Origin of the sequence: Escherichia sp. AM3 (genome assembly GCF_032029835.1) — a bacterium.
GTDB classification, from domain to species: domain Bacteria; phylum Pseudomonadota; class Gammaproteobacteria; order Enterobacterales; family Enterobacteriaceae; genus Escherichia; species Escherichia coli.
On sequence record NZ_JAVUPQ010000002.1, the window covers coordinates 35481 to 57153 of the forward strand.

General features: G+C 51.4%; 15 protein-coding genes and 3 pseudogenes. 8 read left to right on the forward strand and 10 right to left on the reverse strand.

All coding sequences use genetic code 11. From position 1 onward, the window contains the following. Positions 1–42: 42 nt before the first annotated feature. Together yfaL and ypaB are read right to left on the reverse strand one after the other, a co-directional pair. A complete protein-coding gene (gene yfaL / locus RTW80_RS01305; RefSeq protein ID WP_001220073.1) occupies positions 43–3795 on the reverse strand; it encodes an AIDA-I family autotransporter adhesin YfaL/EhaC in 3753 nt (1250 codons plus the stop codon). Positions 3796–4219: 424 nt separating this feature from the next. Then, a complete protein-coding gene (gene ypaB, locus RTW80_RS01310; protein WP_001753443.1) occupies positions 4220–4363 on the reverse strand; it encodes a protein YpaB in 144 nt (47 codons plus the stop codon). 127 nt (positions 4364–4490) lie between these two features. Between ypaB and nrdA the strand changes: the two genes are divergently transcribed. The 3 genes from nrdA to yfaE all read left to right on the forward strand — a co-directional run bounded on the left by nrdA (position 4491) and on the right by yfaE (position 8394). Continuing rightward, positions 4491–6776: a class 1a ribonucleoside-diphosphate reductase subunit alpha gene (gene nrdA, locus RTW80_RS01315; protein ID WP_032247328.1), complete on the forward strand. Its 2286-nt coding sequence runs from the start codon at positions 4491–4493 to the stop codon at positions 6774–6776. Positions 6777–7009: 233 nt separating this feature from the next. After that, positions 7010–8140, forward strand: a complete 1131-nt coding sequence (nrdB, locus tag RTW80_RS01325; RefSeq protein WP_000332037.1) for a class Ia ribonucleoside-diphosphate reductase subunit beta — start codon at positions 7010–7012, stop codon at positions 8138–8140. Next, complete coding sequence (gene yfaE, locus RTW80_RS01330) at positions 8140–8394, forward strand: ferredoxin-like diferric-tyrosyl radical cofactor maintenance protein YfaE (protein ID WP_000135040.1); 255 nt, start codon at positions 8140–8142, stop codon at positions 8392–8394. The genes nrdB and yfaE overlap by 1 nt, the downstream gene beginning before the upstream one ends. A gap of 53 nt (positions 8395–8447) precedes the next feature. On the opposite strand, the gene inaA is transcribed toward yfaE, so the two are convergent. Both inaA and RTW80_RS01340 read right to left on the reverse strand, forming a co-directional pair. After that, entirely contained in the window at positions 8448–9098 is a 651-nt protein-coding gene (gene inaA, locus RTW80_RS01335) for a lipopolysaccharide kinase InaA (protein ID WP_000301050.1), read from the reverse strand. 79 nt (positions 9099–9177) lie between these two features. Continuing rightward, positions 9178–9282 (reverse strand): annotated as a pseudogene (locus RTW80_RS01340) (hypothetical protein); the annotation flags it as partial. On the opposite strand from RTW80_RS01340, the pseudogene RTW80_RS01345 reads away from it, so the two are divergent. After that, a pseudogene (locus RTW80_RS01345) lies at positions 9277–9519 on the forward strand (LysR family transcriptional regulator); the annotation flags it as partial. The pseudogenes RTW80_RS01340 and RTW80_RS01345 overlap by 6 nt on opposite strands. A gap of 41 nt (positions 9520–9560) precedes the next feature. Here RTW80_RS01345 and glpQ read toward each other — a convergent pair. After that, on the reverse strand, positions 9561–10637 hold the full coding sequence (gene glpQ / locus RTW80_RS01350) for a glycerophosphodiester phosphodiesterase (protein ID WP_000779105.1): 1077 nt from the start codon (positions 10635–10637) through the stop codon (positions 9561–9563). A 4-nt stretch (positions 10638–10641) separates the two neighbouring features. Further along, positions 10642–12000 carry a glycerol-3-phosphate transporter gene (gene glpT / locus RTW80_RS01355; RefSeq protein ID WP_000948732.1) on the reverse strand — a complete coding sequence of 453 codons (1359 nt, stop codon included), beginning with the start codon at positions 11998–12000 and terminating at the stop codon, positions 10642–10644. Between the two features lie 272 nt (positions 12001–12272). On the opposite strand from glpT, the gene glpA reads away from it, so the two are divergent. The 4 genes from glpA to RTW80_RS01375 all read left to right on the forward strand — a co-directional run bounded on the left by glpA (position 12273) and on the right by RTW80_RS01375 (position 17432). Then, positions 12273–13901 carry an anaerobic glycerol-3-phosphate dehydrogenase subunit A gene (gene glpA / locus RTW80_RS01360; protein ID WP_000857257.1) on the forward strand — a complete coding sequence of 543 codons (1629 nt, stop codon included), beginning with the start codon at positions 12273–12275 and terminating at the stop codon, positions 13899–13901. After that, entirely contained in the window at positions 13891–15150 is a 1260-nt protein-coding gene (gene glpB, locus RTW80_RS01365; protein ID WP_001209902.1) for a glycerol-3-phosphate dehydrogenase subunit GlpB, read from the forward strand. Before glpA ends, glpB begins: the two co-directional genes overlap by 11 nt. After that, entirely contained in the window at positions 15147–16337 is a 1191-nt protein-coding gene (gene glpC / locus RTW80_RS01370) for an anaerobic glycerol-3-phosphate dehydrogenase subunit GlpC (protein WP_001000359.1), read from the forward strand. Before glpB ends, glpC begins: the two co-directional genes overlap by 4 nt. Positions 16338–16529: 192 nt before the next feature. Beyond that, entirely contained in the window at positions 16530–17432 is a 903-nt protein-coding gene (locus RTW80_RS01375) for an ISNCY family transposase (RefSeq protein ID WP_000140568.1), read from the forward strand. Positions 17433–17472: 40 nt separating this feature from the next. Here RTW80_RS01375 and yfaU read toward each other — a convergent pair whose 3' ends face one another. From yfaU to RTW80_RS01395, 4 genes and pseudogenes are all read right to left on the reverse strand, one after another. Then, entirely contained in the window at positions 17473–18276 is an 804-nt protein-coding gene (gene yfaU / locus RTW80_RS01380) for a 2-keto-3-deoxy-L-rhamnonate aldolase (protein WP_000992954.1), read from the reverse strand. A gap of 17 nt (positions 18277–18293) precedes the next feature. After that, a complete protein-coding gene (locus tag RTW80_RS01385; RefSeq protein ID WP_001295288.1) occupies positions 18294–19583 on the reverse strand; it encodes an MFS transporter in 1290 nt (429 codons plus the stop codon). Positions 19584–19639: 56 nt separating this feature from the next. Further along, positions 19640–20845, reverse strand: a pseudogene (rhmD, locus tag RTW80_RS01390) (L-rhamnonate dehydratase). Positions 20846–20859: 14 nt separating this feature from the next. Then, positions 20860–21642 (reverse strand): IclR family transcriptional regulator, encoded by a 783-nt coding sequence (locus tag RTW80_RS01395; RefSeq protein ID WP_000894185.1) that lies wholly within the window; start codon positions 21640–21642, stop codon positions 20860–20862. Between the last annotated feature and the right edge of the window lie 31 nt (positions 21643–21673).

The window sequence follows — 21673 nt, forward strand, 5'->3', positions numbered from 1 at the left end:
GCGTTTACGCCGCATCCGGCAACCGTGCCGACTAGACAGTGATTACCATTTCACCGTCATCGACAAAAACCCTGCCGTCTGGGCAAAATCATCACTCCCTTTCTGCCACGCCACGCTGCCGCGCAGGGACACTCGCTGACTGATATTGCCCGTGACTCCCACTTTTATTTCACCCCGTTGCTTCACCGCATCGTCACTGATAGTGCTGCCATCCTCTTCAATTTCCGTCGAATGGGGATCGTGATAATAATTCAGATCTAATGTTGGTATGACATGAACAGCGGTACGCCATTCGCTGTGTAAACCCAGCCGCGTCTGAATATCATCACCCTGCGATTGTGACACGCGCGCACGGTTAGCGGCGGTAAAATCATCCTGCTGCACGCCCTGATAAATCACCTGCGCCTGCGGTTCAATCACCACACCACGCCCCGGTAACCACTGATACCCCGCCTCCAGCGAGGCGATAATCCCCGACGAGTGGTAATGATCTGTGCCATCTTCTTGTTCGGAAACATCATTGCTAAACCACGCGTATTGCAGCCAGCTATCCAGCCAGGCCCCTTGCTTCTGATTACCGTGCTGAAACCAGCTTGATGTCAGCCCAACGGCATAACCGTGGTTCTGGTTATCGGCGCGAGTTCCGGTCATATTCGAGCGGCTGTCGCCCTGGTTATCGCTGTAGCCACCAACAATCCCAAGCATCCACTCGCCATCCGTGCCCCAGCGCCCGCTAAACAGATCGCCGCTAAGTTGCACCGTAGAAGTGTCTTCATGTTGAGCCAGTTGCCCCGCTGCTGTGTAATGATAATCTCCGCCGATAACACGTAAATTCAGCGTCTGACCATCGCCACCTGCGTGATCGCGTCGCTCCATCATAAACGCCTGATTTGCCGCCCGCAGGTTATTGAGATAACCGCCAACTTTGGCATTCAACACCGGCTGGTAAGCAGGCGTAGGTTCCGGGTCGGGTGTTGGATCAGGATCCGGCGTGGGATCAGGATCGGGAGTCGGGTCTGGATCAGGTGGCGATGGCGGCGTTACTTCTTGCGATCGCAGATACCAGTCGTTGTTATCTTCCACCAGCGTGTAGTCATACGCTCCCATATTGACGTAGCCGCTGCCTGCCAGACTGAACTGCGCATTGTTTTGAAACTGCGTGGGATCAGCTGCGAAATCAACCACTTTAATGCCTGTCGATGTCGGCTCACCAATCCCTGTAATGGAGTTAACCACCACAGTTGTGTTGCCAGCAGTATTACCGTTCATCACCAATTGATCGCTTACCGAGTCATCGCCGTTTAATTCGCTATCGAGCAGTAGCGTACCGCCGCCGGTATAATCACCGTTTACCGTCAGCGTATCGCCAGCGACGCCATTTTGCAGGCTAACCGCACCGGACGTATTGGTCAGATTGCCATTAACCGTCACGTTGGAAAGATAAGTCAGGCTGTCAGTTTCAAGGTTGGTATTAAGCTCACCTGTCAACATCACACCATCGGTGGCATTCACCAGCGTCCCATCGCCGTTAAATAGTGAGGCATTAAGGGCGACGGAAGTATCCTGCCCGGTCAGGCGCAAAACCGTACCATCGCTGATGTCGATAGTGCCGCTGGAAATAGCATCAATTGACTGAATATCCTGATCCGCGCCAGTAACGAACGTTGCCCCATCACCAACCCACAGTGACGAAGCATAAGGAAGGATATCAGCAACATCACCTTTCAGGGTGCCTTCTTCGACACGTACCGCCGACTGCGTTGTACCGCTGGCGGTCAGCTCCAGTGTACCAGCCCCCGTTTTAGTCAATGTGCTACCCTCATCCTGATGCTGCCCGCTGCTGTCAGCCATCAGTGCGCCCCACTGCGTGTCTACCCCCGCATCAACTGCCACTTCACCGTCGGCGCGCATTTCAATATCACGTCCGTGGCCTGCCGCATCTGAACGCGTGTCAACGTCGGAGGTAATCTCCATCACGCTTTCTTGTTGCTTATCGGTAAAGATAACCTGGCGGTTATAGTGGGTATCTCCAAGCTGCGAGTTGTCGCTCACCATCAGCGTACCGGAGGCGATTTGTGTTGTGCCCAAATAACTATTATTGTTTGCCAGACTTACCTGCCCGTCGCTCGCATCGACCACCACGTAGACGCCATCTTTCCCGTCGCCGCCGATATGCAAATTGTCGCCACCTGCAAGATCTACCACATCCTGACTGCCGATAACCGTTCCGCTGCTGCCACTGACTTCAAGGCCATCGTTGTATGATGTGCCGCTCTGCCAGGTGGAGAAATCAGAGAGATCGAGCACACCGCCGTTTAACACGATCGACTGCGGATCGTCCTGGAGAGCGGTAAGATCTGCCGCGTCGCCTTCCAGCGAAAGCACCGCACCATCATCAACGACTATATCGCCGGTTAGCGCCATCGACTGCGCCCCTGCCAGCACGTAGCTGCCGTTTTGCGCAATGGTGAGCTGACCAGCACCTTCGATGATGCCAGCAAAACTGCCCTGATTAACAGTAACGTTGCCACCAGCATCGATATTTAAAGTGCCATTCTGAAAGCCCGTCAATGCGTGCACAAAAGTTTGTTGGGTCGAGCCAACGTTTAGCTCAGCCTGATTCTGATACTGATCAATACTCCCTATCGTCAGACCGTAGCAGTCTTGCGGATCGTCCTGGCAATGCGTATCGCCGACATTCATCAGGGAGTTGCTGCGGCCCAGGGTAACTTCACCGTTTTCAATCTGCATCTCACCAGTAAAGTCATTGTTATCTGCATTAAGTACCAGATCGCCGGAACCTGTTTTGGTGATTAACCCGGTACCAGCAATAGAGTCAACAGCTCCGTCATTCTCTGTATTGCCAATAACCAGCGTTTTTCCGTCGGCAATATCAAAGGTAACTTCACTTAAGCCGAGATACATAAAGCCACCCGCCGCAGAGGAAGGACCATCTCCATAGCCTGCTGCGCTATTGTTCTCATCGACTAACACGCCTCCGTTCTGGCTGTAGCTGTCATCAACAGAAATATCAATAAGATAGGGAGCCGTCACGCTATTGGTATATATCGCCCCGCCATAACCTTCGGCAGTGTTATTTGTAAAGGCAGTGTTATTTACTATCGTATAACCTGAAGGATGCTTGCTGTCGCTATTATTATCGGTAACATCGATTGCCCCGCCATCGCCATCACTGTAACTTGTTGATGTATATGCCTGGTTGTTATCAAAAATAACATCACTTAAATAAACGTCATTATTAATGGTATAAATTGCGCCACCTTTGCCATCATTAGCGATGTTATTGCGAAACATGGCGTTAGTGACACGTAAATCGACGGCACCAGTATCGTTAGTACCAGAAGAATAGATTGCGCCACCATAGCCGCCTGCGACGTTACCGGAAAAAATAACATCAGTAAGATTCAGCGTTGAGTTTTCTTTAGCAAATATGGCCCCGCCGTTATTATATTCTCCTGTAACGGTGTTATTGGCAAACAGAGTCATTCCAGTTTCATTTTCTGGTAATAGTGAAAATTCCGCTCCTTGTTGCAAAAATACGGCCCCACCGCTGGCGTTATTGGTCATATCCGAAAAAACCAGCCATTGCCCATCAGCGATACTCCAGTCCTGCGTAATGCCTGAAAGGCTTTGCCTGCTGGCCTGACAACTCGCTTTGACATCATATCCCTGGCATGAATCAGTGACCGCCGCGACACCGTTAGCAGAGAAAAGAGATGCAATCATTGACGGGAGTAAAGATAAATACTCCTTGCGTAGAAAGATAATCCGCATATTAATCTAACCATCATTTTCTATAAGACGGCGTATTTAATCGCATTATACGATATGGAATATCTTTCTTTTGTAAATTGTTCAACCCGGTGCAATGGCTATTTTGTTATTATTTGATGAATAATATCAGTGCGTCATAATTCAAGTTAATAACCTTCAGGGATATCAGTTATATTTAAACTAAATTAAAGTCATGAATAATTTTCTTATAATATAAGGTAAATTAACAAAATGGCTTAGCATTTAACAATAACCGAATAGAAAACAACCATTTCGCCATCAACAATCTCTTACATTCGCTTATATATTGACCACAACTGATACATCAGATTATGTGATGACTCGTGCTTAGATCAATTTTTGCAATCATTAGCAAAAAGATTAATAAACCATCTATATCAATTTATCTAACCTATTATGCCGTTCAAGAAATCGCCGAACAGTTATTTTTAACAAATTTTTCTCTTCCCATTGACTTTCCCGGACACCTTGTCTGACCTAAGGTGCGCGAAAGCCACTTTTTCCTTCCTGAGTTATCCACAAAGTTATGCACTTGCAAGAGGGTCATTTTCACACTATCTTGCAGTGAATCCCAAACATACCCCCTATATATAGTGTTCTAAGCAGCTTCCCGTACTACAGGTAGTCTGCATGAAACTATTGCGGAAAGAATTCCAAAAACAGGTACGACATACATGAATCAGAATCTGCTGGTGACAAAGCGCGACGGTAGCACAGAGCGCATCAATCTCGACAAAATCCATCGCGTTCTGGATTGGGCGGCAGAAGGACTGCATAACGTTTCGATTTCCCAGGTCGAGCTGCGCTCCCACATTCAGTTTTATGACGGTATCAAGACCTCTGACATCCACGAAACCATTATCAAGGCTGCCGCAGACCTGATCTCCCGTGATGCGCCGGATTATCAGTATCTCGCCGCGCGCCTGGCGATCTTCCACCTGCGTAAAAAAGCCTACGGCCAGTTTGAGCCGCCTGCGCTGTACGACCACGTGGTGAAAATGGTCGAGATGGGCAAATACGATAATCATCTGCTGGAAGACTACACGGAAGAAGAGTTCAAGCAGATGGACACCTTTATCGATCACGACCGTGATATGACCTTCTCTTATGCTGCCGTTAAGCAGCTGGAAGGCAAATATCTGGTACAGAACCGCGTGACCGGCGAAATCTATGAGAGCGCCCAGTTCCTTTATATTCTAGTTGCCGCGTGCTTGTTCTCGAACTACCCGCGTGAAACGCGCCTGCAATATGTGAAGCGTTTTTACGACGCGGTTTCCACATTTAAAATTTCGCTGCCGACGCCAATCATGTCCGGCGTGCGTACCCCGACTCGTCAGTTCAGCTCCTGCGTACTGATCGAGTGCGGTGACAGCCTGGATTCCATCAACGCCACCTCCAGCGCGATTGTTAAATACGTTTCCCAGCGTGCCGGGATCGGCATCAACGCCGGGCGTATTCGTGCGCTGGGTAGCCCGATTCGCGGTGGTGAAGCGTTCCATACCGGCTGCATTCCGTTCTACAAACATTTCCAGACAGCGGTGAAATCCTGCTCTCAGGGCGGTGTGCGCGGCGGTGCGGCAACGCTGTTCTACCCGATGTGGCATCTGGAAGTGGAAAGCCTGCTGGTGTTGAAAAACAACCGTGGTGTGGAAGGCAACCGCGTGCGTCATATGGACTACGGGGTACAAATCAACAAACTGATGTATACCCGTCTGCTGAAAGGTGAAGATATCACCCTGTTCAGCCCGTCCGACGTACCGGGGCTGTACGACGCGTTCTTCGCCGATCAGGAAGAGTTTGAACGTCTGTATACCAAATATGAGAAAGACGACAGCATCCGCAAGCAGCGTGTGAAAGCCGTTGAGCTGTTCTCGCTGATGATGCAGGAACGTGCGTCTACCGGTCGTATCTATATTCAGAACGTTGACCACTGCAATACCCATAGCCCGTTTGATCCGGCCATCGCGCCAGTGCGTCAGTCTAACCTGTGCCTGGAGATAGCCCTGCCGACCAAACCGCTGAACGACGTCAACGACGAGAACGGTGAAATCGCGCTGTGTACGCTGTCTGCTTTCAACCTGGGCGCAATTAATAACCTGGATGAACTGGAAGAGCTGGCAATTCTGGCGGTTCGTGCACTTGACGCGCTGCTGGATTATCAGGATTACCCGATCCCGGCCGCCAAACGTGGAGCGATGGGTCGTCGTACGCTGGGTATTGGTGTGATCAACTTCGCTTACTACCTGGCGAAGCACGGTAAACGCTACTCCGACGGCAGCGCCAACAACCTGACGCATAAAACCTTCGAAGCCATTCAGTATTACCTGCTGAAAGCCTCTAATGAGCTGGCGAAAGAGCAAGGCGCGTGCCCGTGGTTTAACGAAACCACTTACGCGAAAGGGATCCTGCCGATCGATACCTATAAGAAAGATCTGGATACCATCGCTAATGAGCCGCTGCATTACGACTGGGAAGCTCTGCGTGAGTCAATCAAAACGCACGGTCTGCGTAACTCCACGCTTTCTGCTCTGATGCCGTCCGAGACTTCTTCGCAGATCTCTAACGCCACTAACGGTATTGAACCGCCGCGCGGTTACGTCAGCATCAAAGCGTCGAAAGACGGTATTTTGCGCCAGGTGGTGCCGGACTACGAGCACCTGCGCGACGCCTATGAGCTGCTGTGGGAAATGCCGGGTAACGATGGTTATCTGCAACTGGTGGGTATCATGCAGAAATTTATCGATCAGTCGATCTCTGCCAACACCAACTACGATCCGTCACGCTTCCCGTCAGGAAAAGTGCCGATGCAGCAGTTGCTGAAAGACCTGCTCACCGCCTACAAATTCGGGGTCAAAACACTGTATTATCAGAACACCCGTGACGGCGCTGAAGACGCACAAGACGATCTGGTGCCGTCAATCCAGGACGATGGCTGCGAAAGCGGCGCATGTAAGATCTGATATTGAGATGCCGGATGCGGCGTAAACGCCTTATCCGGCCTACGGCTCGGTTTGTAGGCCTGATAAGACGCGCCAGCGTCGCATCAGGCTCCGGGTGCCGGATGCAGCGTGAACGCCTTATCCGGCCTACGGCTCGGATTTGTAGGCCTGATAAGACGCGCCAGCGTCGCATCAGGCACAGGATGCGGCGTAAAATGCCTTATCCGGCATTAAACTCCCAACAGGACACACTCATGGCATATACCACCTTTTCACAGACGAAAAATGATCAGCTCAAAGAACCGATGTTCTTTGGTCAGCCGGTCAACGTGGCTCGCTACGATCAGCAAAAATATGACATCTTCGAAAAGCTGATCGAAAAGCAGCTCTCTTTCTTCTGGCGTCCGGAAGAAGTTGACGTCTCCCGCGACCGTATAGATTACCAGGCGCTGCCGGAGCACGAAAAACACATCTTTATCAGCAACCTGAAATATCAGACGCTGCTGGATTCCATTCAGGGTCGTAGCCCGAACGTGGCGCTATTGCCGCTTATTTCTATTCCGGAACTGGAAACCTGGGTCGAAACCTGGGCGTTCTCAGAAACGATTCATTCCCGTTCCTATACTCATATCATTCGTAATATCGTTAACGATCCGTCTGTTGTGTTTGACGATATCGTCACCAACGAGCAGATCCAGAAACGTGCGGAAGGGATCTCCAGCTATTACGATGAGCTGATCGAAATGACCAGCTACTGGCATCTGCTGGGCGAAGGTACCCACACCGTTAACGGTAAAACTGTGACCGTTAGCCTGCGCGAGCTGAAGAAAAAACTGTATCTCTGCCTGATGAGCGTTAACGCGCTGGAAGCGATTCGTTTCTACGTCAGCTTTGCTTGTTCCTTCGCATTTGCAGAACGCGAATTGATGGAAGGCAACGCCAAAATTATTCGCCTGATTGCCCGCGACGAAGCCCTGCACCTGACCGGCACCCAGCATATGCTGAATCTGCTGCGCAGCGGCGCGGACGATCCTGAGATGGCGGAAATTGCCGAAGAGTGTAAGCAGGAGTGCTATGACCTGTTTGTTCAGGCAGCTCAACAGGAGAAAGACTGGGCGGATTATCTGTTCCGCGACGGTTCGATGATTGGTCTGAATAAAGACATTCTCTGCCAGTACGTTGAATACATCACCAATATCCGTATGCAGGCAGTCGGTTTGGATCTGCCGTTCCAGACGCGCTCCAACCCGATCCCGTGGATCAACACTTGGCTGGTGTCTGATAACGTGCAGGTTGCTCCGCAGGAAGTGGAAGTCAGTTCTTATCTGGTCGGGCAGATTGACTCAGAAGTGGACACCGACGATTTGAGTAACTTCCAGCTCTGATGGCCCGCGTTACCCTGCGCATCACTGGCACACAACTGCTGTGCCAGGATGAACACCCTTCCCTTCTGGCGGCGCTGGAATCCCACAATGTGGCGGTTGAGTACCAGTGTCGCGAAGGTTACTGCGGCTCCTGTCGCACACGCCTGGTTGCAGGTCAAGTTGACTGGATTGCCGAACCGTTAGCCTTTATTCAGCCGGGGGAAATTTTGCCCTGTTGTTGCCGGGCAAAAGGCGATATTGAAATCGAGATGTGAATTGGTTGTAGTGCCAGATACAACGCTTATGCGTCTTATCTGGCCTACAACGATTACATGGCGTAGTAATACGCTTTCACCTGCTCCCAGTCCGCTTTGGGGATTGGCTCCAGATATTTTTCCAGCTGGCGGAAGTCATGATTAATCGCTTTATCGCGACGCAAGCGGCGACGACTTTTCTCCAGGTCAAGAAAACCAGCTTCTGCATTACCTTCTGTTTTCACATAGATATGGCGAACATAACAACAGCCATGCTGACGATTAATGCTATGCATTTTCTTAAACGCCAGCGCCACTGCTTTCAACATGGCTTGCCGTACTTCGTCAGAATAAGGCGATACTGCATGCTGGGCATACCAGTCAGCAATGCTGATGAACCCCGCCATATCTTCAGTCACCAGCAACGCTCGCCATTCACCCTCAATTTTCACCGCTTCACCAAAAACGATCTTCGGCACGATGACACCGGCCCGTTCCAGTTCTTTAATTACCGCAACCTCACGGACAATCGTTGGTCGGCCGAACGGATAACGTACGGAATGAAACAGATGATGCGTCATGCGCTTTACATACAGCTTTTTGCCGTTGCGCTCGACGCATTGCACCCCGCTCATACCATTACGGCGATAGTTAGGCTCTTCAACCCAGTCGCCCTCTGTTGCCCACCAGTGATTAAATTCGTCGTACTTTGCTGAAACTGCCATACCCTATCGCCTGTCATTTTTATTAACGACAATGACTATAGGTGGTTACCTGAGGAAAATCTTAATGAAACGTGTCGTATTAATGAATTTCTTTTGCCACTACTAGCTTGACACCGCTTTTACCCTTCATTTGCAGCGCATAGATTCCACCAGCCACTACCACTAATAGTGCGCCCAGCAGATAAAATGTGAATTTAATCAGGCGGATACAGCGATGAATTTTATTCGACAGGGATTAGGCATCGCCTTACAACCAGAGTTAACGCTGAAAAGCATTGCAGGTGAATTGTGTTCCGTTCCTCTCGAACCAACTTTCTATCGACAGATTTCGTTGCTGGCTAAAGAAAAGCCGGTAGAAGGCAGTCCACTGTTTTTACTACAAATGTGCATGGAACAATTAGTGGCGATTGGAAAAATTTGATATGAGACAGGATGGCGCATGAACGCCATCCTGCAGTAACATTACTCTTTATTAAGAAATTTTACTGCCTTATCAGGGAAATCAGTAAACAGCCCATTTACACCCGCTTTGTTATACAGAGCATCATATAACTGATTCACATCAGGAGTGTATTCAGGCAGTTTATCTGACCGCACGGTATAAGGATGCACTACCAGTTTATTCTGCTGAGCATCTTGCACCATGCCAGTGAGTTTGATATTACCCGGCTGCGATGTCTCCTCAATCAACATATGGTAATCCGGACCAATACCATCTGCATATTCCGCCACCTGTTTCATGGCACCCGGCTTAAACATCCAGTCGTAGTTGTAATTAACCCAGCTTCCATCCGGCTGTTTCTGCTGCGTTTCATTCCAGTCGGTATAGGCAATCAGCTGTACCAGATTGAGCTCCATGCCCATTTTGGGTTCCAGCTCATTCTTAATACGCTTCAGCTCATCAGCATCAAAACATTGCAAATAAACTTTATCGTCTTTACCGGTGTAACCATATTTCTTCAGCACTTCCAGCGTTTTTGCCGCAATATCCTTCCCTTCCTGATGATGGAACCACGGCGCTTTGATTTCTGGATAAATACCGATATTTTTCCCGGTAGAGTGATTTAACCCCTGAACAAATTCAATCTCTTCTTCAAAGGTGTGCACCCGGAAGTCGGACTTACCCATTGGGAAACGCCCCGGATAAGTCTGCACTTTTTTACCGTTTTCAATATCGAAACCTTCGGTAAATTTCAACGACTTAATTTCATCCAGCGTGAAATCTATCGCGTAGTAACGACCGTCTTTGCGCGCCCGATCCGGGAAACGATCGGCAACATCAGTAACACGATCGAGGTAATGGTCATGCAGAACAACCAGATTGTCGTCTTTGGTCATCACCAAATCCTGTTCCAGATAATCCGCTCCCTGCGCATACGCCATCGCTTTTGCTGGCAGCGTATGCTCCGGCAAATATCCACTGGCACCGCGATGGGCGATGACTATTTTTTCGTTGCTGTCCGCCGCCATTGCACTGCTTCCCATGACTATAGTGCTCATCATGATCGCCATGCTAAGGTTTTTCAGCGTCAATTTCATGCCATTAGCCTCCGTTGCGTTTTTGCAGTAATTGTTCATGGCGACGTTTTTCGCCAATCATCACAACAATCAACAAGATAACCGCCAGAATGCTGCCGCCAATCATTACCATAAAGCCGCCATCCCAGCCGAAGAAGTCCACGGTGTAGCCAACAATCGCGCTCGCCGCCACCGAACCGCCCAGGTAACCAAACAGCCCGGTAAAGCCCGCTGCCGTACCTGCCGCTTTTTTCGGTGCCAGTTCCAGCGCATGCAGACCGATCAGCATCACAGGACCGTAGATCAGGAAGCCGATAACAATCATACAAATCATATCGACGGTTGGGTTACCTGCCGGGTTCATCCAGTAAACGATAGTCGCGATGGTCACCAGTGTCATAAAGAAAACGCCGGTTGCCCCACGGTTGCCACGGAAGACTTTATCCGACATCCAGCCGCACAGCAGAGTGCCCGGAATACCTGCATATTCATAAAGGAAGTAGGCCCAGGAGGATTTATCCAGCGCGAAATGCTTAACCTCTTTCAGATAAGTCGGTGACCAGTCGAGGATGCCGTAACGCAGCAGATAAACGAACACGTTGGCGATGGCGATATACCACAGCAGTTTGTTCGGCAGTACGTACTGCATGAAGATTTGCTTCGCCGTCAGCTCCTGTTCCGCTTTTTCGTTATAGTCGTCCGGATAATCATTTTTGTACTCTTCGATCGGCGGCAAGCCACAGGATTGCGGGGTATCGCGCATCATCGCAAAGGCGAATAATGCCACCAGAATGGCGCAGAAAGCAGGCATATAGAGCGCCGCATGCCAGTCATTGAACCAGGCCATCCCCAGCAGGAACAGCAGCGGCGGAATACCACCACCGACGTTGTGCGCACAGTTCCACACTGACACAATGCCGCCACGTTCTTTCTGCGACCACCAGTGCACCATAGTACGACCACACGGCGGCCACCCCATCCCCTGGAACCAACCGCAGAGGAACAACAGTACAAACATCACCGCAATGCTCGACGTCGCCCATGGCACAAAGCCCATAAACAACATCACTGCCGCCGCCAGAATCAAACCTGCGGGCAGGAAAACGCGCGGATTCGAGCGATCCGATACCGAACCCATGATGAATTTCGAAAATCCATAAGCAATCGAGATCCCCGAAAGGGCAAAACCTAAATCACCGCGTGAGAATCCCTGCTCAACCAGATAAGGCATAGCAAGCGCAAAGTTCTTACGAACCAAATAGTAAGCCGCATAGCCAAAGAATATCCCCAGGAAAATTTGCCAGCGCAATCGACGATAAGTCGGATCGATCTCCGCGGCAGGTAAGCGCGCTTTGTGTGGCGCTGGTTTAAAAATACTCAACATTGATAGCCTCCGTGGCCCGTGGTCTTATTTATGATTAACAGCCTGATTCAGTGAGAGAACCTGCCGTTTCTTGAGTTGCCGCGATGTTAAGAAAACATTCATAAATTAAATGTGAATTGCCGCACACATTATTAAATAAGATTTACAAAATGTTCAAAATGACGCATGAAATCACGCTTCACTTTCGAATTATGAGCGAATATGCGCGAAATCAAACAATTCATGTTTTTACTATGGCTAAATGGTAAAAAACGAACTTCAGAGGGATAACAATGAAAACTCGCGACTCGCAATCAAGTGACGTGATTATCATTGGCGGCGGCGCAACGGGAGCCGGGATTGCCCGCGACTGTGCCCTGCGCGGGCTGCGCGTGATTTTGGTTGAGCGCCACGACATCGCAACCGGTGCCACCGGGCGTAACCACGGCCTGCTGCACAGCGGTGCGCGCTATGCGGTAACCGATGCGGAATCGGCCCGCGAATGCATTAGTGAAAACCAGATCCTGAAACGCATTGCACGTCACTGCGTTGAACCAACCAACGGCCTGTTTATCACCCTGCCGGAAGATGACCTCTCCTTCCAGGCCACTTTTATTCGCGCCTGCGAAGAAGCAGGGATCAGCGCAGAAGCTATAGACCCGCAGCAAGCGCGCATTATCGAACCTGCCGTTAACCCGGCACTGATTGGCGCGGTGAAAGTTCCGGATGGCACCGTTGATCCATTTCGTCTGACCGCAGCAAACATGCTGGATGCCAAAGAACACGGTGCCGTTATCCTTACCGCTCATGAAGTCACGGGGCTGATTCGTGAAGGCGCGACGGTGTGCGGTGTTCGTGTACGTAACCATCTCACCGGCGAAACTCAGGCCCTTCATGCACCTGTCGTGGTTAATGCCGCTGGGATCTGGGGGCAACACATTGCCGAATATGCCGATCTGCGCATTCGCATGTTCCCGGCGAAAGGATCGCTGCTGATCATGGATCACCGCATTAACCAGCATGTGATCAACCGCTGCCGTAAACCTTCCGACGCCGATATTCTGGTGCCTGGCGATACCATTTCGCTGATTGGTACCACCTCTTTACGTATTGATTACAACGAGATTGACGATAATCGAGTGACGGCAGAAGAGGTTGATATTCTGCTGCGTGAAGGGGAAAAACTGGCCCCCGTGATGGCGAAAACGCGCATTTTGCGGGCCTATTCTGGCGTGCGCCCGCTGGTTGCCAGCGATGACGACCCGAGCGGACGTAACGTCAGCCGTGGCATCGTGCTGCTCGACCATGCTGAACGCGATGGTCTGGACGGATTTATCACCATCACCGGTGGCAAACTGATGACCTATCGGCTGATGGCTGAATGGGCTACCGACGCGGTATGCCGCAAACTGGGCAACACGCGCCCCTGTACGACTGCCGATCTGGCACTGCCTGGTTCACAAGAACCCGCTGAAGTTACCTTGCGTAAAGTCATCTCCCTGCCTGCCCCGCTGCGCGGTTCTGCGGTTTATCGTCATGGCGATCGCACGCCTGCCTGGCTGAGCGAAGGCCGTCTGCACCGTAGCCTGGTATGTGAGTGCGAAGCGGTAACTGCGGGTGAAGTGCAGTACGCGGTAGAAAATTTAAACGTTAATAGCCTGCTGGATTTACGCCGTCGTACCCGTGTGGGGATGGGCACCTGCCAGGGCGAACTCTGCGCCTGCCGCGCTGCCGGACTGCTGCAACGTTTTAACGTCACGACGTCCGCGCAATCTATCGAGCAACTTTCCACCTTCCTTAACGAACGCTGGAAAGGCGTGCAACCCATCGCCTGGGGAGATGCACTGCGCGAAAGCGAATTTACCCGCTGGGTTTATCAGGGATTGTGTGGTCTGGAGAAGGAGCAGAAAGATGCGCTTTGATACTGTCATTATGGGCGGCGGCCTCGCCGGATTACTCTGTGGCCTGCAACTGCAAAAACACGGCCTGCGCTGTGCCATTGTCACGCGTGGTCAAAGCGCGTTGCATTTCTCATCCGGTTCGCTGGATTTGCTGAGCCATCTGCCAGATGGTCAACCCGTGGCAGACATTCACAGTGGACTGGAATCTTTGCGTCAGCAGGCACCTGCACATCCTTACTCCCTTCTCGGGCCACAACGCGTGCTCGATCTCGCTTGCCAGGCGCAGGCATTAATCGCTGAAAGCGGTGCGCAATTGCAGGGCAGCGTAGAACTGGCTCACCAGCGGATTACGCCGCTCGGCACTCTGCGCTCTACCTGGCTAAGTTCGCCAGAAGTCCCCGTCTGGCCGTTGCCCGCGAAGAAAATATGTGTGGTCGGGATAAGCGGCCTGATGGATTTTCAGGCGCATCTTGCGGCGGCTTCGTTGCGCGAACTGGATCTTTCGGTTGAAACCGCAGAAATAGAGCTGCCGGAACTGGATGTCCTGCGCAATAACGCCACCGAATTTCGCGCTGTGAATATCGCCCGTTTCCTTGATAATGAAGAAAACTGGCCGCTGTTACTTGATGCGCTTATTCCTGTCGCCAATACCTGCGAAATGATCCTGATGCCCGCCTGCTTCGGCCTGGCCGATGACAAACTGTGGCGTTGGTTGAATGAAAAACTACCTTGTTCACTGATGCTTTTGCCAACGCTGCCGCCTTCCGTGCTGGGCATTCGTCTGCAAAACCAGTTACAGCGCCAGTTTGTGCACCAGGGTGGCGTGTGGATGCCGGGCGATGAAGTGAAAAAAGTGACCTGTAAAAATGGCGTAGTGAATGAAATCTGGACCCGCAATCACGCCGATATTCCGCTACGTCCACGTTTCGCGGTTCTCGCCAGCGGCAGTTTCTTTAGTGGCGGACTGGTAGCGGAACGTAACGGCATTCGCGAGCCGATTCTCGGCCTTGATGTGCTACAAACCGCCACGCGGGGTGAATGGTATAAGGGCGATTTTTTTGCGCCGCAACCGTGGCAGCAGTTCGGTGTAACCACTGATGAGACGCTACGCCCGTCGCAGGCAGGGCAAACCATTGAGAACCTGTTTGCCATCGGTTCGGTGCTGGGCGGATTTGATCCCATCGCCCAGGGATGCGGCGGCGGTGTTTGTGCCGTCAGTGCTTTACATGCCGCTCAACAGATTGCCCAACGCGCAGGAGGCCAACAATGAACGACACCAGCTTCGAAAACTGCATTAAGTGCACCGTCTGCACCACCGCCTGCCCGGTGAGCCGGGTGAATCCCGGTTATCCAGGGCCAAAACAAGCCGGGCCGGATGGCGAGCGTCTGCGTTTGAAAGATGGCGCACTGTATGACGAGGCGCTGAAATATTGCATCAACTGCAAACGTTGTGAAGTCGCCTGCCCGTCCGATGTGAAGATTGGCGATATTATCCAGCGCGCGCGGGCAAAATATGACACCACGCGCCCGTCGCTGCGTAATTTTGTGTTGAGTCATACCGACCTGATGGGTAGCGTTTCCACGCCGTTCGCACCAATCGTCAACACCGCTACCTCGCTGAAACCGGTGCGGCAGCTGCTTGATGCGGCGTTAAAAATCGATCATCGTCGCACGCTACCGAAATACTCCTTCGGCACGTTCCGTCGCTGGTATCGCAGCATAGCGGCTCAGCAAGCACAATATAAAGACCAGGTCGCTTTCTTTCACGGATGCTTCGTTAACTACAACCATCCGCAGTTAGGTAAAGATTTAATTAAAGTGCTCAACGCAATGGGTACCGGTGTACAACTGCTCAGCAAAGAAAAATGCTGCGGCGTACCGCTAATCGCCAACGGCTTTACCGATAAAGCACGCAAACAGGCAATTACGAATGTAGAGTCGATCCGCGAAGCTGTGGGAGTAAAAGGCATTCCGGTGATTGCCACCTCCTCAACCTGTACATTTGCCCTGCGCGACGAATACCCGGAAGTGCTGAATGTCGACAACAAAGGCTTGCGCGATCATATCGAACTGGCAACCCGCTGGCTGTGGCGCAAGCTGGACGAAGGCAAAACGTTACCGCTGAAACCGCTGCCGCTGAAAGTGGTTTATCACACTCCGTGCCATATGGAAAAAATGGGCTGGACGCTCTACACCCTGGAGCTGTTGCGTAAAATCCCGGGGCTTGAGTTAACGGTGCTGGATTCCCAGTGCTGCGGTATTGCGGGTACTTACGGTTTCAAAAAAGAGAACTACCCCACCTCACAAGCCATCGGCGCACCACTGTTCCGCCAGATAGAAGAAAGCGGCGCAGATCTGGTGGTCACCGACTGCGAAACCTGTAAATGGCAGATTGAGATGTCCACAAGTCTTCGCTGCGAACATCCGATTACGCTACTGGCCCAGGCGCTGGCTTAAACTCCTTTCTGATGCCCGGTAAGCATGTGGTTACCGGGCATTTTTGCGTACACGATTCCGTGCCCAATGTATGCGTTGCAACGCAGTGAAAATTCCTCTGAAAACGTCTCGCAAAGGCTGAAACTGGCAGATGTCAAAGGCCTGGGATAACCGTAATGTCGCGTCATCATAAATATCAGGTGACGGACAACCATGACCGAATCAACAACCTCCTCCCCGCATGATGCGGTATTTAAAACCTTTATGTTCACACCCGAAACCGCACGGGATTTTCTCGAAATACATTTACCAGAACCACTGCGCAAGCTTTGCAACCTGCAAACCTTACGCCTGGAACCCACTAGTTTTATTGAAAAAAGTTTACGCGCTTACTACTCGGATGTTTTGTGGTCCGTGGAAACCAGCGACGGTGACGGCTATATCTACTGCGTGATTGAACATCAAAGCTCTGCAGAAAAGAATATGGCTTTTCGGCTAATGCGCTATGCCACTGCCGCCATGCAGCGTCACCTGGATAAAGGCTATGACAGAGTTCCGCTGGTGGTGCCATTGCTGTTTTATCATGGCGAAACATCGCCCTACCCGTACTCACTTAACTGGCTGGATGAGTTTGACGATCCGCAACTTGCCCGGCAGTTGTACACCGAAGCTTTTCCGTTGGTGGATATCACCATCGTACCTGACGATGAGATCATGCAACATCGGCGTATAGCTCTGCTGGAACTGATTCAAAAGCATATTCGCGACCGCGATTTAATCGGCATGGTCGACAGGATCACCACGCTTTTGGTTAGAGGCTTCACTAATGACAGCCAGCTACAAACACTGTTTAATTATCTGCTGCAATGCGGCGATACCTCCCGTTTCACCCGTTTTATTGAGGAGATTGCCGAACGTTCACCACTACAAAAGGAGAGATTAATGACTATTGCTGAACGGCTACGGCAGGAAGGGCATCAAATTGGCTGGCAGGAAGGTATGCATGAACAAGCCATTAAAATTGCTTTGCGCATGCTGGAACAGGGCTTTGATCGTGACCAGGTGCTCGCGGCCACCCAGCTAAGCGAAGCCGATCTGGCAGCGAATAACCACTAATTAACACAGGCCCACAGCCGATCCCCATGGGCCTTTGATATCAATAACTACCTTTTATGCGTGGCCCATTTTTGCCTGATTTAAACATCGCCAGTCGTTGATCCAGGGCATCGCTGTAGAGCATCGTGTCAACGCCAACAGCGACAAAGTTCGCTCCCCACGCCAGGCATTGCTGCGCCATATCAGGAGCCACAGCCAGAAAACCAGCCGCTTTACCCGCAGCACGGATCCGCCGAATACTGGTTTCAATAATTCGCTGCACTTCCGGGTGCCCGGCGTTATCCGGGTAGCCCAACGACGCAGAAAGATCCGCAGGTCCAATAAACACGCCATCAATCCCTTCGACGTCGAGGATTTCGTCCAGGTTATCCAGTGCCGTTTTACTTTCCACCTGCACCAACAGACAAAGCGAATCGTTAACTTGCGCCATGTAATTCTCAATGCGTCCCCAGCGCGCAGCCCGTGCCACACTGGCCCCGACACCACGCTCACCGTAGGGAGGATAGCGCGTGGCAGACACCACCTGACGTGCCTGTTCGGCAGTATCGACCATCGGGATCAGTAGAGTTTGCGCGCCAATATCCAGGACTTGTTTAATCAGCGGTTTACTGCCTTCCACCGGACGGATCACGGGTTGGCTGGCATAGGGCGCTACCGCCTGTAGCTGATGATAAAGATCCTGAATGGTATTTGGCGCGTGCTCCCCGTCAATCAGCAACCAGTCATAACCAGAAGTGGCGGCAATTTCTGCCATATAGGCAGTCGTTGAGCTTAACCACAGACCAATTTGCACTTCGCCCTTGCGTAAACGTTCTTTAAAGGGATTGCTTAATAATGCGTTCATCGTGTTCCTTAACCTATTTAATGATGTGCCACGTCGGTCTGCGCAACAGTGCGATTTACACGCAGAGTGAAAATAATCAGCGAACCGATGACCGCCACCGCTGCCAGCGTCAGTAATCCCGCCGCATCGCTGGCAAATAACGTTTCTGCTTTCACGCGCAGGATCGGGGCAATAAACCCGCCCACTGCACCAAACAGGTTTACAAAACCAATTCCCGCAGCCAGCGCCGTACCGGAAAGCAGTTGTGTCGGCATCGTCCAGAACACTGGCTGCACGGCAATAAACCCGATAGCTGCAACACACAGCGCTACGATCGCCATTACTGGAGAAAGCAGCCCGGACAGACCAATACCAATGCCCGCCGCCAGTAATGTCAGCGCTGCGACATTACGCCGTTCACCGGTTTTATCGGAATAGCGCGGAATAAGCCAGGTCCCAAACAAGGCCGCAACCCACGGAATGGCGGTGACCACCGACGCTGTAAAGCCCACTTTTGTTCCCAGCAATGCCGCAACCTGGGTCGGCAGGAAGAAAATTAATCCGTAAACCGCCACCTGAATGGTCAGGTAGATAATCGCTAGTTGCCAGACTCGGCCATTACGCAGCGCATCGCTCAGCCGAGAAGTCACTTTCTGTTGTTCTTCACTTGCCAGTTGATTGATAAGCAACGTTTTTTCTTGTTTACTCAGAAAACGTGCCTGCTCCGGTGTGTCATCAAGCCAAAAGAATGTGAATACCCCAGCACCGACTGCCAACAATCCTTCAATCACAAACATCCAGAACCAGCCGGGATGCCCCATAAATCCATGCATCTCCAACAGCGCGCCGGAAAGCGGTGATCCCAGTGTTAACGCCAGCGGTGCGCCCATATAGAACAGCCCCATAATGCTGGCGCGATTACGCTGCGGAAACCATTGCGAGGTGAGATAAATCATACCAGGGAAAAATCCGGCCTCCGCAGCACCAAGCAGAGTGCGAACTATCAGAAATTTCGCTTCAGTATCGGCCCATGCCATGGCTGCCGAAAGAAATCCCCACAGCAGTGTTGTCGTACCAATCCAGGTTCTGGCCCCCAGTTTGCGCATCAAAAGATTCGCCGGAACACCCAGAAACGCATATACCACAAAGAAAATGCCTGCTCCCAGCGCATAAGCTTCATTACTCAACCCGGTATCAATCTGGTAGGTCTGTTTGGCAAAACCGATATTCGAACGGTCGAGAAACGCCAGCACATACAGCGCCAACATAAACGGAATTAAACGCACACGGTTTTTCTTCACCACGGCGTCAAGCAAAGCGGTGCTCATAAAAAGCTCCTTAGAATATGTGGGCGTTACCGTTGTCACAGCAACGCCCGGAGTGATTAGTGGCTGTAGGGGCGTTTCAAATTGCAGTCACGATTGAGTTCGACGCCAAAACCGGGTTTATCAAGCACTGATTTATGAATACGACCATTCACCGGAACCGGCTCATTGAGCAGAATCGGGTCAAACTGCGGACGCATCGTTGAACAATCCGGGCTGGTCATCAGGAATTCGCTGAATGGCGTATTGGTGAAGGTGATCACCGCATGGTGAGAGTAAACAGACGAACCGTGCGGCACCACCAGTTGCCCCCTGGATTTGGCGATTGCGGCAATTTCCACCAGCGTGGTTAAACCACCGCACCAGCCAACATCCGGCTGCATAATGTCGATACCGGTTTCTGAAAGCGTACGAAAAGATTGCAGTGTGCCGTGGTGCTCACCGCTGGTGACCATCATTCCGACTGGCGCGTTGCGTTTCAGTTCGCGATAACCTTCATACTGCTGTGGCGGCAGGCACTCTTCGATCCATTTCAGGTTATAGGGCGCGCAAGCGTGGGCCAGTTTGGTCGCATAGTTCACGTCCTGACTCATCCAGCAGTCGAGCATTAACCAGAAATCCTCACCGCATTTTTCACGCATATCCGCGACCATAGCGGCATCTTTGCGGATCCCCGCATCGCCATCATGTGGCCCCCAGTGCGTCGGCATTTTGCCACCGATAAAGCCCATCTCTTTTGCCAGATCCGGACGCGCACCTGTGGCGTAGAACTGAATCTCATCACGAACAGCGCCGCCTAAAAGTTTATAAACCGGAAGCCCGACCACTTTGCCGAACAGATCCCACAGAGCCAGATCGACACAGGAAATCGTATTCATCACCAGGCCACCAGAGCCGGAGTAATACAGGGTGGCACTGAGCATTTGATCGTGGATCAGTTTGATATCACTGACACATTTACCCTCAATGAAACGGTTAAGATGTTTTTCGACAATAAAACAGCCCATTTCACCGGCTGTCGAAACGGCGAATCCGGTCTGGCCGTTTTCTGCTTCGACTTCAACAACCAACGTGCCAAGAACGTTAATGCCAAATGACTGGCGTGACTGCTCGTAATCGCGGTATTTACTCATCGGGGTGGCAATATGATCGTCTATCCAGTGATTCGCCCCCTAGTCGTGATAATCACCGCCGCCAGCGCCTTTTTCTGCTGTCGCACCGCCAGTAAACCAGGCGCGAACCTGTTTAATTTTTGGTAGGGTCATGATGTTCTCCATTGTTATGAGGCTTGTAAGTCAAAGGGACTTTTCCATCCCAACAGACGTGAAATATCCCTGGCGCAGGCAATGGCCTTGCCCGCCAGATAATCACGGTATTCTTCATTGATTTGTAAGCGGGTACCGACCACCGAGATCGCAGCGGTAAGCTCGTTATTGGCGTTAAACACCGGCGCAGCGACACAACGGACATCGGCGTAATCTTCGCCGTTGTCATAGCTCCAGCCCTGACGGCGAATACGCGCCAGTTCTTCGTGAAGTTGCTGTGGATGAGTAATCGTTGTGGGTGTCGCCTGCTCCCAGACCAGCCCTTCGATAATACTTTGCTGTACCGCTGCAGGTTGCCAGGCAAGCAGGCATTTACCTATTCCGGAGCGATAAAGCGAAAGGCTTTTTCCTTCATGGGAACGCACGCTGATAGTGGCTGATGACTCCACTTTCAAAATGTAATAAGCGCTGCCGTTATCAATAATCCCCAGGTGACATAACAGCCCGGTGGTATCCATCAGTTGCGTCAAACGCGGTCGAGCCAGTTCCCGGAGATCCATCTTGCTTAACGCATGACCGGAAAGCTCCACCAGCCTGGTCCACAAACAAAAATTTTCCTGGTGATCAAGGCTAAGAAAACGCTGACGCCTGAGTTCATTAAGCAGCAAATAGGCCGTGCTTTTAGGGATTCCCAATGTGTCAATGATCGTCGCAGCACTACAGGGGCCAATGCGGGCAATCAAATTGAGAATATCAATAGCCCGTGTCAGGGCGGGAACTTTGCTTGATTCCAACATACTGGACTCCAGTCTTAGATACTGGAATCAG

Coding starts and splice junctions, on each gene's coding strand:
- yfaE (WP_000135040.1), top strand. CDS start 8,140: ATGGCCCGCGTTACCCTGCGCATCACTGGCACACAACTGCTGTGCCAG.
- yfaL (WP_001220073.1), bottom strand. CDS start 3,795: ATGCGGATTATCTTTCTACGCAAGGAGTATTTATCTTTACTCCCGTCA.
- RTW80_RS01375 (WP_000140568.1), top strand. CDS start 16,530: ATGACCGAATCAACAACCTCCTCCCCGCATGATGCGGTATTTAAAACC.
- glpC (WP_001000359.1), top strand. CDS start 15,147: ATGAACGACACCAGCTTCGAAAACTGCATTAAGTGCACCGTCTGCACC.
- RTW80_RS01385 (WP_001295288.1), bottom strand. CDS start 19,583: ATGAGCACCGCTTTGCTTGACGCCGTGGTGAAGAAAAACCGTGTGCGT.
- glpA (WP_000857257.1), top strand. CDS start 12,273: ATGAAAACTCGCGACTCGCAATCAAGTGACGTGATTATCATTGGCGGC.
- inaA (WP_000301050.1), bottom strand. CDS start 9,098: ATGGCAGTTTCAGCAAAGTACGACGAATTTAATCACTGGTGGGCAACA.
- nrdB (WP_000332037.1), top strand. CDS start 7,010: ATGGCATATACCACCTTTTCACAGACGAAAAATGATCAGCTCAAAGAA.
- ypaB (WP_001753443.1), bottom strand. CDS start 4,363: ATGACCCTCTTGCAAGTGCATAACTTTGTGGATAACTCAGGAAGGAAA.
- glpB (WP_001209902.1), top strand. CDS start 13,891: ATGCGCTTTGATACTGTCATTATGGGCGGCGGCCTCGCCGGATTACTC.
- yfaU (WP_000992954.1), bottom strand. CDS start 18,276: ATGAACGCATTATTAAGCAATCCCTTTAAAGAACGTTTACGCAAGGGC.
- glpQ (WP_000779105.1), bottom strand. CDS start 10,637: ATGAAATTGACGCTGAAAAACCTTAGCATGGCGATCATGATGAGCACT.
- RTW80_RS01395 (WP_000894185.1), bottom strand. CDS start 21,642: ATGTTGGAATCAAGCAAAGTTCCCGCCCTGACACGGGCTATTGATATT.
- nrdA (WP_032247328.1), top strand. CDS start 4,491: ATGAATCAGAATCTGCTGGTGACAAAGCGCGACGGTAGCACAGAGCGC.
- glpT (WP_000948732.1), bottom strand. CDS start 12,000: ATGTTGAGTATTTTTAAACCAGCGCCACACAAAGCGCGCTTACCTGCC.